General features: G+C 57.8%; 11 protein-coding genes. 10 read left to right on the top strand and 1 reads right to left on the bottom strand.

Going from position 1 to position 16,355, the window contains the following annotated elements:
* The first annotated feature begins 181 nt into the window (after positions 1-181).
* The 6 genes from J3U88_RS18520 to J3U88_RS18495 all read left to right on the top strand — a co-directional run bounded on the left by J3U88_RS18520 (position 182) and on the right by J3U88_RS18495 (position 7,061).
* A complete protein-coding gene (locus J3U88_RS18520) occupies positions 182-763 on the top strand; it encodes an RNA polymerase sigma factor (protein ID WP_207860428.1) in 582 nt (193 codons plus the stop codon).
* Complete coding sequence (locus tag J3U88_RS18515) at positions 760-1,515, top strand: zf-HC2 domain-containing protein (protein WP_207860427.1); 756 nt, start codon at positions 760-762, stop codon at positions 1,513-1,515. The genes J3U88_RS18520 and J3U88_RS18515 overlap by 4 nt, the downstream gene beginning before the upstream one ends.
* Before the next feature lie 175 nt (positions 1,516-1,690).
* Entirely contained in the window at positions 1,691-4,705 is a 3,015-nt protein-coding gene (locus J3U88_RS18510; protein WP_207860426.1) for a CHAT domain-containing protein, read from the top strand.
* Between the two features lie 106 nt (positions 4,706-4,811).
* Positions 4,812-5,159 (top strand): hypothetical protein, encoded by a 348-nt coding sequence (locus tag J3U88_RS18505; RefSeq protein WP_207860425.1) that lies wholly within the window; start codon positions 4,812-4,814, stop codon positions 5,157-5,159.
* Positions 5,160-5,234: 75 nt separating this feature from the next.
* The gene (locus tag J3U88_RS18500; protein WP_207860424.1) at positions 5,235-6,068 is read left to right on the top strand and encodes a hypothetical protein; all 834 of its coding nucleotides are present in this window, start codon (positions 5,235-5,237) and stop codon (positions 6,066-6,068) included.
* A 75-nt stretch (positions 6,069-6,143) separates the two neighbouring features.
* Positions 6,144-7,061, top strand: a complete 918-nt coding sequence (locus J3U88_RS18495) for a hypothetical protein (protein WP_207860423.1) — start codon at positions 6,144-6,146, stop codon at positions 7,059-7,061.
* Here the strand turns inward: J3U88_RS18495 and J3U88_RS18490 are convergent.
* Positions 7,053-8,747, bottom strand: a complete 1,695-nt coding sequence (locus J3U88_RS18490; protein WP_207860422.1) for a methyl-accepting chemotaxis protein — start codon at positions 8,745-8,747, stop codon at positions 7,053-7,055. The genes J3U88_RS18495 and J3U88_RS18490 overlap by 9 nt on opposite strands.
* Positions 8,748-9,207: 460 nt before the next feature.
* Between J3U88_RS18490 and J3U88_RS18485 the strand changes: the two genes are divergently transcribed.
* From J3U88_RS18485 to J3U88_RS18470, 4 genes are all read left to right on the top strand, one after another.
* Positions 9,208-10,455, top strand: a complete 1,248-nt coding sequence (locus J3U88_RS18485) for a tetratricopeptide repeat protein (protein ID WP_207860421.1) — start codon at positions 9,208-9,210, stop codon at positions 10,453-10,455.
* 2 nt (positions 10,456-10,457) lie between these two features.
* Positions 10,458-11,360 carry a PAAR domain-containing protein gene (locus J3U88_RS18480; RefSeq protein WP_207860420.1) on the top strand — a complete coding sequence of 301 codons (903 nt, stop codon included), beginning with the start codon at positions 10,458-10,460 and terminating at the stop codon, positions 11,358-11,360.
* A gap of 86 nt (positions 11,361-11,446) precedes the next feature.
* The gene (locus tag J3U88_RS18475) at positions 11,447-14,974 is read left to right on the top strand and encodes an RHS repeat-associated core domain-containing protein (RefSeq protein ID WP_207860419.1); all 3,528 of its coding nucleotides are present in this window, start codon (positions 11,447-11,449) and stop codon (positions 14,972-14,974) included.
* 416 nt (positions 14,975-15,390) lie between these two features.
* Entirely contained in the window at positions 15,391-16,323 is a 933-nt protein-coding gene (locus tag J3U88_RS18470) for a hypothetical protein (protein ID WP_207860418.1), read from the top strand.
* The last annotated feature ends 32 nt before the right edge of the window (positions 16,324-16,355 follow it).

The following is a 16,355-nucleotide window of genomic DNA, read 5'->3' as shown; positions in this document are numbered from 1 at the left end:
AGAACAACGAAATATCAAAAATTCCGTAATTTATCCTCACGACCCCGACCGCTCATTGCCACGATGGTCGGTGGCCGGCATTCGAAAACCATCATCCACCCATCCTTGCCCGTCCTTTTTAGTTGTCTTGCTTCATGCGTTTTTCATATCTAAGCTTGCCGTTCACGCTGGAGAGTCTGTTTTGAGCAAACCCCGTCAATTTCCCAACCATGTCTATGCATCCTATTTCCCACGTTTCGTTTCCTTCTTTGACCGCCGCGTCCACGATACCTTCCTTGCCGAAGACCTGGCGGCCATCACTCTCAAAAACGCAGCCTTACACTGGCATAAGTTACAAACACCCGAATCGCCCGGCCCCTGGCTGTGGCGCATCGCCCGCAATGTCCTCAAAACCCACATGCGCGATCAAAACCGTGTCAAACGCAAAGGGACCGTGGTGCCGATCGACGCCTTGGAAAACAGTACCGATTTTGTCCCAGGCCAAGATTTGGAGCGCGATTTCCTGGTGCGCGAGCGTTTGCAACGCATTACCGACTATATTGAAGAACTACCGACCCCGATGCGCCTGACCGTCCAGACCTACTTCCTCCGCGAGTGCGACCTTAACGAAACGGCCAAAATCATGAACGTGCCGGCCGGGACGGTTAAATCACGCATCAATAAATTTCGCAAAGCGGTTCGGCAATGGGAACAAGCCCAAGCCCCCGACCTCGACCAAAACAACGCCGCCGATGAATCTTCCTCATCAAGGAGCAACACGTGAGTAAAGAACCCATGACCCTCGCCGCACATTTCCAGGAGAGGGCCGCGGAATTTGAAAAAAACTGCGACGCCCATCCTTCATTGGAAACGCTGACGGATTACGCCCTCGGCGACTTGGAGGAAGCCGAGGCGGAGGAACTGCGCGCCCATTTGGCGCGCTGCCGCACCTGCAGTGACCAGTTCTTAACGATCCAAGAACCGCTGGATTTTGAGCTGGATTTCAGCCTGACGGAAGAGGCGGAAACAGACGAATCCGCCGCAACGGCCGCCGTTCCGGTAGATCGGAATCAAGAGAACAACGCCCCCGCGGACCCCGCACCGCGGCGCCGCTTCGCGATGTTTCTTCCGGTAGCCGCCGCCTTGGTGGTCGGTTTGTTGATTGGTATTGCCGCCCCTTTAAACCGCGGCAATACCGCGACGCCCCTCTACCATCAACTCGAAACCGATGAGGTTGTCCGCGCGGGTCACATCCAACCCCTCTTTTTCGGCGATGGTCAAGACGAGGTGCACCTGATCGCGTTCTCCTTCGACCCGAAAGGCGCGGAAACGGTCGATATTTTCATCAAATCGGACCAGGCTGGGAAAAGGAAGAAGCTGAAGACGGGCCTGGTGCCTCCACCTGGGTTGCTGGCGTTCTCGGTCAGCAGAAAAGCGTTTCAGGCGCCGGGCGTGTACCGGATCGACGTGGCTCGCGGCGACAACAACGATGCCAATTTGGCAACCTTTTTGGTTCGTTACCAAAAGGGACCTTGAAGCAGAGCAGCGCATACAGACATCGCCACGACTATCTCCAACTAGCGACAAAAAAACAATTTTACGGTGAAATCATTTCCTTGTTTTAGCAGATAACTTTTTCGCAAAACAGAATAGGGTCTGAAAGATAACTTGCGATAGAATGACGGCATCCTTCCCCCGCGGAGCACTTTTCATGCGGCTGTCTGCCATCGCTGTGTTTGTTTTTCTCATCAACCTGGCGGCTTGCCACCAAGCGCCTCCCTCGCACACCTGCCACCCTCTTCCCAATCGCAACCAACCGATTGCCATCAAACCCAAACAAACCCATTGCTACCATCTGGACCTCGAAAAAGGGGCGCGTCTCGAAATTCGGGTCGACCAACACCTGGTTGATGTTTCTTTGCAGTGGGTCGGCCCCGACGGCCGAGTCCAAGTCACCATGGACCACTGGGATGGAAGCTGGGGTCAAGAATGGCTGCAGATTGAAGCGGACCGCAACGGCGTCTTTGAATTGAAGGTTGTCAGTGATTTAACGGATAGCGAAAAAGCGAGCTACCGTTTGGAAGTTTCATCCGGTGTCGCGAACAAGCTGTTGGTGCCCGAGCTAATTCCTGACTTGAGAGGTATTCAAACCACGCGCTGGGACAAACCGGCACAAAAACTCCAAGAGCTTCAAGAGCATGTAGCGCGAACCGATCAAAGTGGATGGCCCCCCGCCTACAGGGCCCGGGTATGGCAAACAATCGCCTTCCTCGCGGGCCGGGTCAGCAACAAACCGCAAGCTTACGAGGCGCTTCGCCAGGCGCACCTCGCTTTTGAACAAGACGGGGATTACGCCGCGGCCGCGCTCTACGGCTTCAAAGCGGCGCGGGCCGCGGGTCGTCTCAATCAGATGGGCCGTGCCGGTGAACATCTCGATCACGCCTACCACCTCGGGATATTGAGCAATCAAAGCCACCTTTTCGGACGCTTACGCAGCAACCACGCCCATTGGCTGATGCAACGAGGTCGCTTCCAACAAGCAAAATCCATGATGCTTGAAGCGCTTGACGATCTCAAAGCCAAGGGGGACCGGCGTGGTACCGCGCGGCAGTTAGACGACCTAGGGCTGCTATCCAATCGTTTGGCGCAAATGGATGAGGCCCAAAACTACTTCGGCCAGGCAGCCGAACTTTGGAAAGAAATCGGCCCTATACAAAACCATTACCTCTCCCGAAGTGAAACCGCATGGTCCAATCATCTTCTCGGAAACAGCGGCATTGCTGATGAGATCATGACAGAAATGATCGAAAAACTGGAACAACGCAATCTTCCCAACTATGCAGACCCGCTTTATGATCGTCTCGGTTCCATTAACCTCCGGCTGAAAAATTTCGAAGCGGCACGCGAGTATTACCAAACCTACCTGGAAAGCAAGTCCGCCGTGGGGGACCGGCGCGCGGCGACATACCTCAACATGGCGGAACTTGGTATTCAGGAGGGGAATTTGTATGAGGCGCGTGACTATGCCCAGAAGGCTTTGGAAATCTACGATGCCGAATCCGCGCCACTTGAAACCCTGCATGCCGGATTTCTGTTAGCCCGCATTCATGCACAAATGCGCGACCAGGAACAGGCGGTTGGTCAAGCCGAACAGGCGCTACAAACCCTCCACGCTTTGCGTGAGGCGATGGATGACCCCGCCGCGGGGTTGAGCTTTATGGGGCCGCGCCAGGATTATATTGCCTTCACCTTGGACCTTCTCTACCAATTCCATCAAGACCATCCCGAACGCGGTTTTGACCTGGAAGCCCTGCGTATTTTTGAAATGTTTCAAGCCCGTTACCTAGTGAAGGCGTACCATTCCCGCCAACACCGAAAACAAATCTCCAGAAAAGACCAGGCGACCCTTTCGGCGTTGCGCCTTGAACGCGGTGAACTGTACGAGCGACGCGAGGATCTCCACCGCAAAGGGCGCACCGATAGGGCGCTTCAGGAACGGCTCGGCCACATTCAAGAAGTCGTTGAAACCCTTCAGGGTCAACCTGTTTTCAACCATTCGAACGATCCTTTTATCGAACATCCAGACCCCGCCTCGGCAGCGCTTGCGCTTTCGAAGCAGTGGGACGGCGCGATGCTGGTCTATCACCTGGGTGACCCGAACAGTTTTTTATGGATTATCACCAGCGAAACGTTTGAGATGAAACGATTACCGCCAAGAAATGAAATCATCACGGAACTCGCCTTCTTTTTTGAGTACTTTCACAAAGATCCGGGTGATCATCCCGAGGCCTTGGGAGACGCCGCCGCGGCCGTTGGCGAGCTGTTGCTCGGACCTATTGTTGACACGGTTCTGAAAAATGCCGATGCCCAAAACCCACGACGCTTGCTGATTGTGGCCGACGATCACCTGAACAATTTGCCCTTTAATATGCTAACGGTTCCGGGAACAACGCACGCGCTGGTCGACATTGCAACCACAAGCATGCATCCCTCGATCACTTTTGCGTCACTGATGCAACGCGAGCGGCGTGTGGCGGCGACCCGGCGGTTGCTGCTTTTTGCCAATCCCGCTTTTTCTAAGGCCTATGCGCCCTTGGCCGAGACCGCGCACGAGGCGGCCTGTTTGCAGCAATGGATTCCCGCGGCACAATCCACGCTGCGCACCCAAAACGAGGCAACCCTGACGGAATGGCACCACTTAAATGCGGGCGATTACGATCTAATCCACTTTGCGACCCACGGGGAAAACCCATACGGCGGCGCCGAAGAACCCGAGACTAGTGCGCACTTTAAAGGGTTGGGTACCCGTGTCAAGGGCCTGATTTTTGCCCCGGATGATCGGAACGACCGCACCATCTTGCGCATTCCCGAGATTCAATCCATGGACTTTAAGGCCCAATTGGTTACCCTCAGTGCGTGTTATTCGGGGGTCAGCGACATTTCTTTCGGCGAAGGTGCACTGGGTTTGGACGAGGTTTTTCTGGGTTCGGGTGCGCGCCGGGTACTTGCCGGCCTGCGTAAGGTTGACGATAACGCCGGTCGGGTCTTTATGTGCGCTTTTTACGAAGGCTTCTTAAACCAGGGACTTGCCGCCGACGAGGCCGTCCGTCGTGCACGCCTCAAATTACGCGGGCAGGCCGCTTTTCGGGATCCTCGTTTCTGGGCGCCCTTTGTACTGAACGGTGATCCCGGCCCTTACCGGGCGCCGAAAACTCCTAATCCCTGATTTTCCGTGAACTTTTGCGAAAAAACAGACTTTTAGTGAAGTAGACGCCCAACCGCCCGCGGTCGGGTACCTATTTCAATCCCCTGTTATGGAGAGGAGGCCTCTTTTGAACCATTCTTTGGACAACGATCCCGTCGATAATCACACCACCGTTAGCGCGAGCCAACAAGGCCGCGAGCCGGAAGACCCGACCACCGGTAACCCGAAACCCGACGGCACCCTCGGCTTTTCCGCGCCCCGTCGCGAGCCGGAAGACCCAACAACCGGAAATCCGAAGCCGGACGGCACCCTCGGTTTTTCCGCGCCCCGTCGCGAGCCGGAAGACCCGACAACCGGAAATCCGAAGCCGGACGGCACCCTCGGTTTTTCCGCGCCCCGTCGCGAGCCGGAAGACCCGACAACCGGAAATCCGAAGCCGGACGGCACCCTCGGTTTTTCCGCGCCCCATTCATAGCAACAGCAGCATCCGTTTCCCGCCTTGGCACCAACAAGGCGGGACCGATCCCGGCCTCTTGAGAAGGAGCCTCCCGTGCCAACCCTTACCCTCGCTTTCATGCTTATCGCTTTTCAAATACCGGTTGAACCGTCGGCCAATCCACGCGAGCCGCATCGTTGCGAGGTGAGCGCACGTGATCTTCACCTGGTGAAACGAGATTTGGCTGCTAAAGGGGCCCAACAACGGGACATCTTTAACCGATCCTGGTCCTACGTGAAGAAGGACGTGCGCGCCCTTGATCACCGGCTGGACCAGTTGGAAAAAAACGCACGTATGCGCGACGAACGCCTGGCGCTCATCGCGGAAAATGCCCGTGTGCGCAAAGAACACGGCCTTGCATTTGTGTTGATTGGCCTGGTGTTCTGGCTGGTGGTCTGGTTGGCGGTTGAACGCCTCAAGCAACGGCGTTTCGACCCATCATCGCGGCATCCCGCCACACACCTGAATACGCTTCCCAACGCGTTGGTCCCGGAGCTGGATTGGCTCCGTCATCGCCACCTCGTGGTGATCGGAAGTGCACCCGTCGAACAACTGCTTACCCGTTTCAAAGCACTCGGTTTCAACCACATCACCGCCCACCAGGTAACCGGCGACCAACCACCGAGTCGCGATCAAGTCCACGCCTGGGAAGCGGTCGGTTGCGATGTGGTGGTGTTCGATCACCTCAGGCCGGCCTGGCTTACCCACTATGCCAAGCTGAGCCGCTACCGCGCCTTTGCCGCCCTCTCGGAAGAACCGATCCCCACCCGAGACGGCACCTTTTTTAATACGGCCGCGCAGGAACTCGCTCTGGTCTGGCGCATTATTGAGGTCGGTCGTTTTTTAAGCCTGCACCAATCTCGCGAATCATCCCGCGCGGTCGGGTAAAGAATCCGCCCGATGATTCAAGCTTCTCGGATGGTTGGCCGACTCCTTGGTTAAGTCACCAGCGCGGAGGGAGCGATGTTTCATGGGACCGTCATTCGATTAGCCCTAGGTTTTTGGGCCTTCTTTTTGAGTTCCCCGTTCCTGTGGTCACAAATCACCCCGACTGATGTTCACCGATTAGCTTCCGATATCAATTACTCGGTGAAACGTGCTTACGACATCAACCAAACATTTGAGAAAATCCCCCTGAGCCAATCCATTAAGCCGCGGAATGTCTATCAAAAAGTGTGTTATCTCCACCTCGAATACGGGCAATTGCACCCTGGCTTTACCAATCAGGCCCGCATCAACGGCCTCCTCAATCGAGACACCAAAACCATTGGGCCCGGTGATGTGTACCGCTTGCTCGATGAGGTCGCCGAGGATCTCAAAAAACGCGGCGAATACACCGCCGCCCCAAGATCACGGGGAAGCAAAAGTCCCTCGGATGTTTTTCAAATGCTGCGTGCTGTTTCCCACACGCTCAAAACCGCCGCCGGGCAAACCCAAAAAACCGCTTATTGGGGACCGAGCCGGGTATTCATGCTGAATTACACCAAGATCCAACCCATCTTGACCAACCTGGCCGAGACCCGTGGGACACAGCGTGATGCTTTTCAGCTACCCAAGGAGGCCGCCGAAAACATCACACCCCAACATATTTTCGCATTCCAACTCACGCTTTACGCCGAAATCGCCCGCTATTACCAAACATCGGCAGGCTATCAACCCATTGAATTTGCGCCGTTTAGCGATTTTGCTAACCTTTCGCCGGAGGATGTGTTTGACCTTTCACTCATCATTCTGGGCGAGCTGAAGGTGCTTCACGGCAGCTATGATCAGGGTGCCGAAACCTTTGAAGCTTGGCGGAACAGCGTGGGGATGGTCAAACCCGGTCACGTCTATTACCTGCTGCGCTACAACTTCTTCCTTGCGGTTCAAACCCTAAAGTGATGCATCCGTTGGTGTCGTTTCGTCGATTTTGAACTTTTCTACCAGCGCGCGTAACCTTTCTGAAACGCCCAGCAACCTTTGGATTTCCTCATCGATCATGACCACGTTATCCGCTGATTCCTGAGCGACCCGCCCGGCCTGATTCATTTTCTCGCTTACCTCTTGGGATTTCTGGGAAATCTGGCGTATCGATTGGTTTAAGGTGTCGGCACCGTGGCGCACGTCGTGAATCTGCTTGGTGATTTGGGCGGTAGCTGTCGCTTGTTCGGCAATGGAACCTTCAATCGTGTGCATCGCTTCGTTGACATTGGTCAGGGCCTTGCTGGTTTCTTCCGAGGCCGAGCCGGCCTCACTCGCGCGACTTTGGACCGTTTCAATCTGGGCTGAAATTTGGCCCGCCGCCTCGGTGCTTTGTGATGAAAGCTGTTTGATTTCGCCGGCGACAACGCTGAAACCCCGACCCGCTTCACCCGCGCGTGCCGCTTCAATGGTCGCGTTTAAGGCCAAGAGTTTGGTTTGCTCGGCGATATCCCGTATCAACAGGGTCACCAACTCAATTTCCTCGGCCGATTGTTCCATTTCAGCGACCCTGGCGCGGCCGTGACGTCCGGCATCTCCGGCATCGGAAGCCAAACCACGGACCGTACGCGCGGAATCCTGCACCGCATCGGTGGTGGCGGTAATCTCTTGGGCGGCGCCCGCGATGAGGTGCACGACCTGGTCGAACTCTTCCGTGGTTCCAGCAATCGCCTCCAAGTTGTGATTGACCTTGTTCATGTTATCGGCGACCGCGTTTGACGTGGCCAACATTTGCCGCGAACCCGAGCTGAGCTGACTGGCGGAAGCCGAAAGTTGGTTGCCGGCGTGGTTGAGATCACGGGCATTTTGGCGAATGTTCCCAACCAAAGCACGCAGGTTCTCAAGGAAACGATTGATCCACCAACCCAAGCGCCCTATTTCGGTGTCTTGTCGTTCGGCCATCACCGGGGTCAGGTCGCCTTCACCCTCGGCCAAATCTTTGAGCAACACCACCACATGGTTAATGCCGCCGACCACCGCAAAACGCAAGAGCGTACAGAAAACGGCGATGGCCAGGAAACCCAGAGCCAAACTCACTGCCAGTTGGTTGAGGGCGAGGCGAATCCGTTTGGTCAGGCGGGTTCCCAAGTCCTTGGTCTTGCCCAGGTAGGCCGCTTCCATTTCGGCAAAAGCTTCCAGAGCCGGCCGGTCGTCAACAATAATCAACCGATCAATGATGGCCGAGGGAATTTGGGTCTGGTGGAGTGCTTCAATCATGACCAGCCCCTCTTGGTAAGCGGCCACCACCTTTTTGAGTTCGTCCGCCGCCGCATGTTCTTTCTGACTAAGGCCTTCGATGTTCGTGTAGGCGCCAAGCAGCTGCATGGCTTCCTTGGCGGATTGATCCGCGGCGGTAAAATAGCGTTCATCACGTCGCAAAATAAAATCTTTTTGGTTGTGGATGAGGCCGCCGAAACCCAATAACCGTTTGATCCCTGTCATCTTGGTGTTTCGTGCAACCACCTGATCCTGGTATTCGGACCAGAGGTCACTAATCGGCGTCAACCCCCGCGACAGCATCAGGTAAGAGCCGAGGAAAACCAGACCGGAAAGAAGGACCAACACATTGAATTTAAAGGCCAAGGAGAATCGATCAAGCCAAGCCATGGGTAAACCTCATCATGGTGTCACCGACTCATCCGCGCGTTGGATCAGTCAGTGCCGCTGTCATTTGAACCGGAATGCATACTTGGCTTATCGAATCGACGCCCACATCAATTAGTTTTCGGAAGAAATACGCGCTCTACCACAATGACTGACCGGTTTTCACCATTTTTTTCGCAACCCATGCCGGTGATCCACCACTTCACTCTATGGGAGCCCGTTCCTAGCCCGCATTGCTCACAAGGAATTCTGCGACGAACCCTTGTGAGAAATGCGGGCCGGCCCGCGCGGCTATTCGCGTGGGTTTCCTTATATAATCCAGGGAGCTGTTTCCGTATGAACCCATTCATTTCCTTTACGGGGGCGTCCGCTTTTATACCCGCGTGTCGACCCGATCCATCGCCCTTCCAAAACCCATTCCTCAACCAACAACCATCCTTAAACATCAAAGGAGGTTGAAGCCATGGAAAAACTGTTTAACGACACCCGTGCCGGCTTCGCTTGTTTCGTCGAGCAACGCCGTGACCTGATGCAACTGGTCCAGTGCAGCGACAACGACGTGCCCGTGGCCCTCAAGGTGTTGCGTGACGTGGAGCAAAGCGCGTCCAGCGATGTCTTTTTGCTGTTTGCCGATCCCTTTCACCATCCGGGCGCCTTCGTCGACATCGTGCTGGAACGTTTGAGCGAGGAACACCGCCTCGCCTGCGAATGGTTGGCCGAACAGCAACGCGACCCCATTCCCAGCCCACCCGAGGCGCTGTTTGACAGCACGCGAACACCGGCCGAACGTTTGCTTGGCGCGATCAAATACAGCCGATCCCTAATTCCCTGCGGCGGCGGCCACCGTCTGGTGTGGGTGATGTTCCCCACGGAGATCCACGACCACGGCGCTTGGTACGGCCTCATCGACAGCCTCGCGCCCCACGACGGCGTGCAGTGTTGGATGCGCAACGTGCGCTTGGTGCTGCGCGACCATCCCCGCGCCAAACGCTACCGCAACGGTTTGGCCCAAACACCCCGCGTCCAATTGTTCACGGTCGATTTCAGCCCGGCCGCGCTGGAACAGGCCAACCGCGACCAATTCGAAGACGAAAGCGTTCCGATGGAACGGCGCATGCACGCGTTGCTCCAACTGGCGCAACGGGACGCCGCCTACAATCGGAGCGAGGCCGCGGTGCGCAAGTTCAACCAATTGCTCGGCTACTATCAAAGTACCGAGGACCACGGCATGCAGGCGCTGGTGCTCAACGGTTTGGGCGACGTTCACCAACGCAAGAATCAACTCAACCGAGCCCAGCATTACTACGAATGTGCGGTTCACGAGGTGACCCAAAGCGACAGCCACGTGGTCTTTTACACGGTGGTCAAAAACCTGGGTGACGTGCATTTCAAAATGAAGGATTACGTGACGGCGGAAGCATACTACGCCCACGCCGAGGCCTTGGCCACCCACCTGCTCGACGCCGAGGGCAAAGCGCAAATGCTTGAAAAACAAGGTTTGGCCCGCGAGAAACAGCGCGATTACGAGGGTGCCGTCGCCCATTGGGAAACGGCGGTCACCCTGTGTCGGAACTGCACCATGGACGGCCTGCTCGAGGTCAACCTGAAACACCTTAAACGCGGCTACAAGTCGTTGCGCCAACGGGACCAAGCATCCGCGGTGGACCAAGAGCTGCGGACCATCAAGCTGCACCCACCCGTGGAGGTGTAATCATGGGTATTCCCGCCACGCCGCGCCCCGAGCCGGCAACCCGACCGACCAACGCGCTGCACGATGTGGCCAACGGCATTAACGCCGTGGTCACTTTGCCCCACCAAGGGATCATGCTGGTGAACGAAGGTTTTGCCAAAGCAACCAACGTGGTCGCCCAAGCCCTGCCCAGTTTTCCCGCGGCAACCTTGGGTTCCCTCGCCATCGGTGCGCCCCACGCCCACGTGGCCCACCCGCCGAGCGGGCCGCCCCCGATTCCGCCCACGCCATTGCCCTCCATCGGCAGTGTCATGCTGGGAACCTCGGTCCAGGTGTTGATTAACGGGATGCCCGCCGCACGTTCCGGCGATATCGGCCTCGCACCCACCTGCTGTGGTTTGCCGCCTTTTTTCGAGATCACAACCGGTTCGTCCAAGGTATTCATCGGCGGTGCCCGCGCCGCCCGCGCCGGCGACATTACCTTTCACTGTAAACCGGTGCCGTCCAGCAATCCGGCCGCACGGGGTGCCGCGGCCGCGGCGCAAAAAGCGATGAAGGGTTTGATGTTCGCCGGGATGGCCGCTTCCGCGCTGGGTGCGGTCGGTGACGGTATTGAAGCCGTCCAAGCGGACAATTCCCACATGGCGGCGGCGCTCGGCATCAACGCGGGCATGGCCACCGCCCAGCTGGCCGCCGACGCCGCCGCCATGGCGGCAACGGCTTCGATGGGTAAAGACCTGGCGGTACCGCCGGGCACGCCGGGCATGATCACCATGGGTTCGCCCAATGTCTTGATCGGCGGCTTCCCGATGCCTTCCTGGATGGACATTGCCAAAGGCCTGCTTAAGCTTGTCAAAGGCTTGCGTTCGCGCAAGCAAGGCACAGCCGGTCGTTCCCGCTGCGCGGGTTGCCCCGGCGGTAAGTAACCGTTTTCCACTTTCACCCGCCCACCGGTGTCGATGAATGTTCCGTCGCCGCCACCAACGCCGCATTATTTTAGAGAGCGTGTTTTATGTCTAAAGAAAAGAAGGGGCGCCAGGCCGTCGGCCACCCCATCGACGTCGCCAGTGGTGTGGTCTTCACCACCCGCAATGATTTTAGCTACGGTGGCGCGGTCCCACTGATTTGGGACCGCCGCTACGGCACCGACACTCTGGAGGAAACCCCTTCCTACCTCGGCCAGGGCTGGTCGAGTTCCTTTCAGATTACGCTTACCCGTGATTTGGACGGTTTTTCCTTCCACGACCGCAACGGGGTCACCCACACCTTTGACATTGATGACGACAGCTTCGATCATCGGGAAACCTTTCGTTTGGTTCAGCCGGAATCCCGTTTGGAACTGTGCCGCGTCAATGGTTTTTACCAGGTGCTCGGCTACGGACCGGAAGACAAGCCACGCCTCTACTACCTGTTTGTGCCTGAGGATGACAATGACGAGGCGGTGATGCCCCTGGCCTGCATCAGCAATCCCAGCGGTTGGCGGCTGGAATGCCACTACGACCGCGAAGGTTTTCCCAACCGGTTCGTCCAAGGCCGCGAAAAACGCACCTTTCGTTTTGTGTACACCCACGCGGGCGGCGAACGCCGTTTGGCGGCGGTAACCACCAGCTACGGCGGCAACGAGGTCTCAGTGGCACGTTACGAATACGACGCCGCGGGTCGCTTGGTCGCGGCCTACGATCCCACCAACTGCGCCGACCGCTATGCTTACAACGACGCGGGTTTGATGATTGAAGATACCCCGCGCGGTATGGGAACCTTTACCTTTGAATACGACGAACAGCAGCGCTGCATTTATTCGGTCGGCGCCGACAATTATCAGAAAACCCGGCTTGAATACGCGGACCACGCCCGCACCACCCGCGTCACCAACTCACACGATCAGGTGACCACCTTCCAGTATAACGACCGCGGCCAAGTCGAAACCCGCACGGCGCCTTCCGGTGCGCAGCACAGTTGGTGTTTTGACGAGGCCGGCCGCTTGGTCGCACAAATCGATCCCGAGGGCGGGCAGATGACACTGGGTTACGACACGTTGGGTCGCCTGACCCAAGTCACCGACCCCCTAGGTGGTTGCTACCAGGTGACCTACAACACCTTCCACCTGCCCACTCAAATGACGGACGCGGAGGGTCGGGTCTGGACCCGTGAATACGACCAACGGGGTTACCTGGCCGCCTCAACGGATCCCAATGGCGCGCGCTGGACCTACACCCACGACGCATCCGGCGACCTGGTCAAGGTGGTCAACGCGATGGGTTCGGTACAAAAGTTCCAATACGACGAACGCGGCAACAACGTGGCGCACAGCGATTGGCTGGGCAACTGGGCCAAGTTCCAATACGACGAACTTCAGAACATGATCGCCTTCACCGATCCCAGTGGCCGCACCACCCGACACGCTTACGACTTCGAGGGTCGCCTGCTGCAAACGACACGCCCCGACGGCATGTGTGAGCGCTACGATTGGGATTACGCGGGCCGTTTGAAATCAGTGACCAACGGTCGCAACCATCAGGTGCGCTTCGATTACGGCGTGAACGGCCACCTTCTCGCCGTCACCAACGCAAGCGGGAACAGCCGCCGCTTTCAGTGGGATAGCGAACCCAACCGCCTGTTGGCGGTAACCAATGAAATGGGCGAAACCCAAAGCTACCTTTTTGACAGCGACGGTTGGTGCGTCCGCGAAACCCGTTTTAACGGCTCGGTACTGGCGATGGAACGGGACAAAGCGGGCATGTGCCGCGCCATCATCAATGGTGAGGACGAACGCATCGAGCTCCACCGCGACGCGGGTGGCCGTTTGGTCCAAAAGGTTTTGCCCGATGGGAACAAAGTTGAATTCGAATGGTCACCCAGCCATCACCTGACCCGCGCCGCCAACGCCCATACCGACGTTCGCTGGGAACGGGATTGTTTCGGCCAAGTTTTACGGGAACACCAGGGCGATCATTTTGTTGAGAACCAGTTCAATCCGCTTTCCGACCGCATCTCCCGTAAAACGTCCCTCGGCGATTGGGTAAAATTCGGCTATGACGCCAACTCGCAAATCACCGAGGTGAATCTGGCCGGAGCCGCGATGCACCTTTACCGCGATCCACTCGGTCGCGAAATCGAGCGCCGTTTGCCGGGCGGCGGCCTGCTGAGTACCCATTACGGGGACCACGGTTTGGTGGCGGGCCAAAAGCTGCTGACACCGCAACCCGGTCAGGCACCCAGCATGCATCGCGCCTTCGAATACGATCCGGCCGGGAACCCGATCCGAACCCAAGACGCCCGCTGGGGCGAGGTGCGGCGCGAATTCGACGCCGAAAACCAACCCCTGATCATTCACCGCAATGGGCAACGCGTCGAACAATACCAATACGACGCCGGCGGCAACAAACAATGGGTGCACCAAAACCGGACCCGACATTACGGGCCGGGTGGCCGCATTGAAGCGGACGGCAATACCCGCTTCCACTATGACCGTGCCGGTCGCCTGTGCCGACGCGAGCAGATCGATGCGCACGGCACCCCTCAAACCTGGACCTACCATTGGGATGGTCAGGATCGCCTGATCCGAATCGACGCACCCGACGGTCGTTCTCACCACTATGCTTACGATCCTCTGGGTCGCCGCATCAGCAAGGAAGGGCCCGCCGGTAAAACCCGTTATGTTTGGGACACCACCACGGTGGCCCACGTCATCGAAGAACGCGACGGCGCGGAGGAAGTCACCAGCTTCCTGCGGGAGGAACACACCTTCAGCCCGCTGGCCGTAACCCACCAAGGCCGCCGCGCCTACGCGGTCAACGAACCCATCGGCCTGACCCGAGAGTGGGTCGACGGCGGCGGCCAGGTACAATGGGCGGGCCACTTTGATACTTGGGGCGGCCTGCTCCAGCATGAGGGAAGCCCCGACGCCGAGGTACAACCCGCCCGCTACCAAGGCCAATGGCTCGATGAAGAAAGCGGTTTTGCCTACAACTGGTTTCGCTACTACATGCCGGATCAAGGTTTATATGCCTCGGAAGACCCACTCGGTCTGAACGGCAACAACCACCTCTACCAATACGCCCACAATCCACTGACCTGGATGGATCCCTACGGTCTCGCCGGCGGTGGTCCCTATAACATTGACAGCAACGGCGTCATGACCGATCCCAACACCGGCAACGTGGTACCGCTGTCGAGCGAAAAGTGTTCCGCCATATTGACCACGCCCCAAGGTCACCGCTCCGCCTTTGTGAGTGGTTGGGGCGACGGCGTCAGCAATTGGTCCGCGGGTCATGCGACCACCCACCAAAGCGTTCGGCAGCACACGCGGAGTGGGCCGATGGGCAACTGGTGCCACGCCGAAATGCGTGCGCTCTCCTACGTGATGCACAATCCCGGTCAGTTCCGCGGCACCACGGTGACGCTTCAAATCCGTTTCCCACCCTGCCACCAGGGCGGCACCGGTTGCGAAGTTTCGCTGACCCACCTGCGCCAGGTTTTGGCCGACAACGATATCCGCCTGCGGGTGGTTCCCCGCAACGTGCACACCGCCTGCCCCTAACCCGCATTTCTCACGAGGCGTTCTGCCGCGGGGCAACCCATGCGATTACGAGGGGGCGGCCTTCCGCTTTACTCAGTCGAGCAATCCTCGACGTAGCGCTGCTACGCCGAAAGGTCGGCCCCGCGAATGGTCGGCCCCGCGAATGGTCAGCCCCGCGAATGGTCGGCCCCGCGAATGGTCGGCCCCGCGAATGGTCGGCCCCGCGAATGGTCAGCCCCGCGAATGGTCAGCCCCGCGAATGGTCAGCCCCGCTCCGTTTGCGCTTGGTCGTAATCTTCGTAATCACAAGGCTTTCAGCTTCTCGCGACGAATCCTCGTGAGAAATGCGGGGTAACGAAAATCCAGGCTTGGCGGGAAGCGGTTCCTCGGCTTAAATGGAACCGTTTCCCCCATCATCCATCGCGTTCAGGAGCAGCATGGTGAATCGATTCGACGCTCTCTATGATTTTCTTTGTGACCGACTCAAGGGTTACCCCAAGGACCGTGAATCCGTCGACACCCTTTCGGGGCTTCCCCAAGACGTGGCCGCTTTTTGGCAGCGTATCGGCTTTATGGAGGCATTCGCGACGGTGTTGCAAAAACCCGCGACATGCAGCGAAGCCGAATTCAACCGTCAACGAGGCCACATGGGCCAACTCGGCATTCCGCATGCCTTGATCCCGCGTTGCCCATTGATTCTCAGCGACGACCACTATTCCGTGTGGTACTTGGATTTGGACGATGCGACGGCGGACCCACCCGTTCTGGGTTTAAACAGCGACATGCCCGCGCCGATGCGGGTCGCCGAAACTTTTTCCCGTTTTGCGGTCCAGCACCTGGTCACGGTCGCTTTGCAACAGAGCCCGCGCTTGCTGATTGCCCCGGCAACGCCCTTGGCGGCGGAACCCCTTTTTCCCGAGCTTCATCCGGCCTTGACGCAAAGAGGGGGTGTGATCGCACTGCCTTTTGACGACAGCGAGGGCGTCGACGACAACCGGATCCACTTGTGTTTCCAGTCAATGGACGCGTTGATCGGTTTTTGTGATTGGTCGAACGCCTCCTTTGAATTCATCAGCGGGTACCTGGAACCAGGACAGGGGCGCGGCAAATTAAAAACCATTCGTTTCGAAGGTTTGACCGCGAGCCAACTGCCTACCGAGCAAAGGATTTTTGCGGAGGACGGCGCGGTGGCGATTCACATCGCGGCCGACCCGGACCGCACCGGTTGGTTTAGCCGGCCAACCGAAGCCCCGGCGGACCGTTTCCTGCTCACCTGTAACGGCAAAACCGCCGCGTCCTGGGTTGCTTGGATTGAAACACAAGGCGGGCGCGTCACCAAAATCGATAACAAAACCCCAAAAAAGAAATAACGCGTGCCGGCTCAGATGAGCCGACACGCGTA

This window comes from Acanthopleuribacter pedis (assembly GCF_017377855.1).
GTDB lineage: Bacteria > Acidobacteriota > Holophagae > Acanthopleuribacterales > Acanthopleuribacteraceae > Acanthopleuribacter > Acanthopleuribacter pedis.
The sequence above is the reverse complement of the archived record's forward strand: the minus strand, read 5'-3'. Positions and strand labels throughout refer to the sequence as shown.

Excerpts from the sequence above, each read along its gene's own strand:
- J3U88_RS18510 (WP_207860426.1), top strand. The coding sequence starts at position 1,691 with ATGCGGCTGTCTGCCATCGCTGTGTTTGTTTTTCTCATCAACCTGGCG.
- J3U88_RS18485 (WP_207860421.1), top strand. The coding sequence starts at position 9,208 with ATGGAAAAACTGTTTAACGACACCCGTGCCGGCTTCGCTTGTTTCGTC.
- J3U88_RS18495 (WP_207860423.1), top strand. The coding sequence starts at position 6,144 with ATGTTTCATGGGACCGTCATTCGATTAGCCCTAGGTTTTTGGGCCTTC.
- J3U88_RS18470 (WP_207860418.1), top strand. The coding sequence starts at position 15,391 with ATGGTGAATCGATTCGACGCTCTCTATGATTTTCTTTGTGACCGACTC.
- J3U88_RS18475 (WP_207860419.1), top strand. The coding sequence starts at position 11,447 with ATGTCTAAAGAAAAGAAGGGGCGCCAGGCCGTCGGCCACCCCATCGAC.
- J3U88_RS18490 (WP_207860422.1), bottom strand. The coding sequence starts at position 8,747 with ATGGCTTGGCTTGATCGATTCTCCTTGGCCTTTAAATTCAATGTGTTG.
- J3U88_RS18480 (WP_207860420.1), top strand. The coding sequence starts at position 10,458 with ATGGGTATTCCCGCCACGCCGCGCCCCGAGCCGGCAACCCGACCGACC.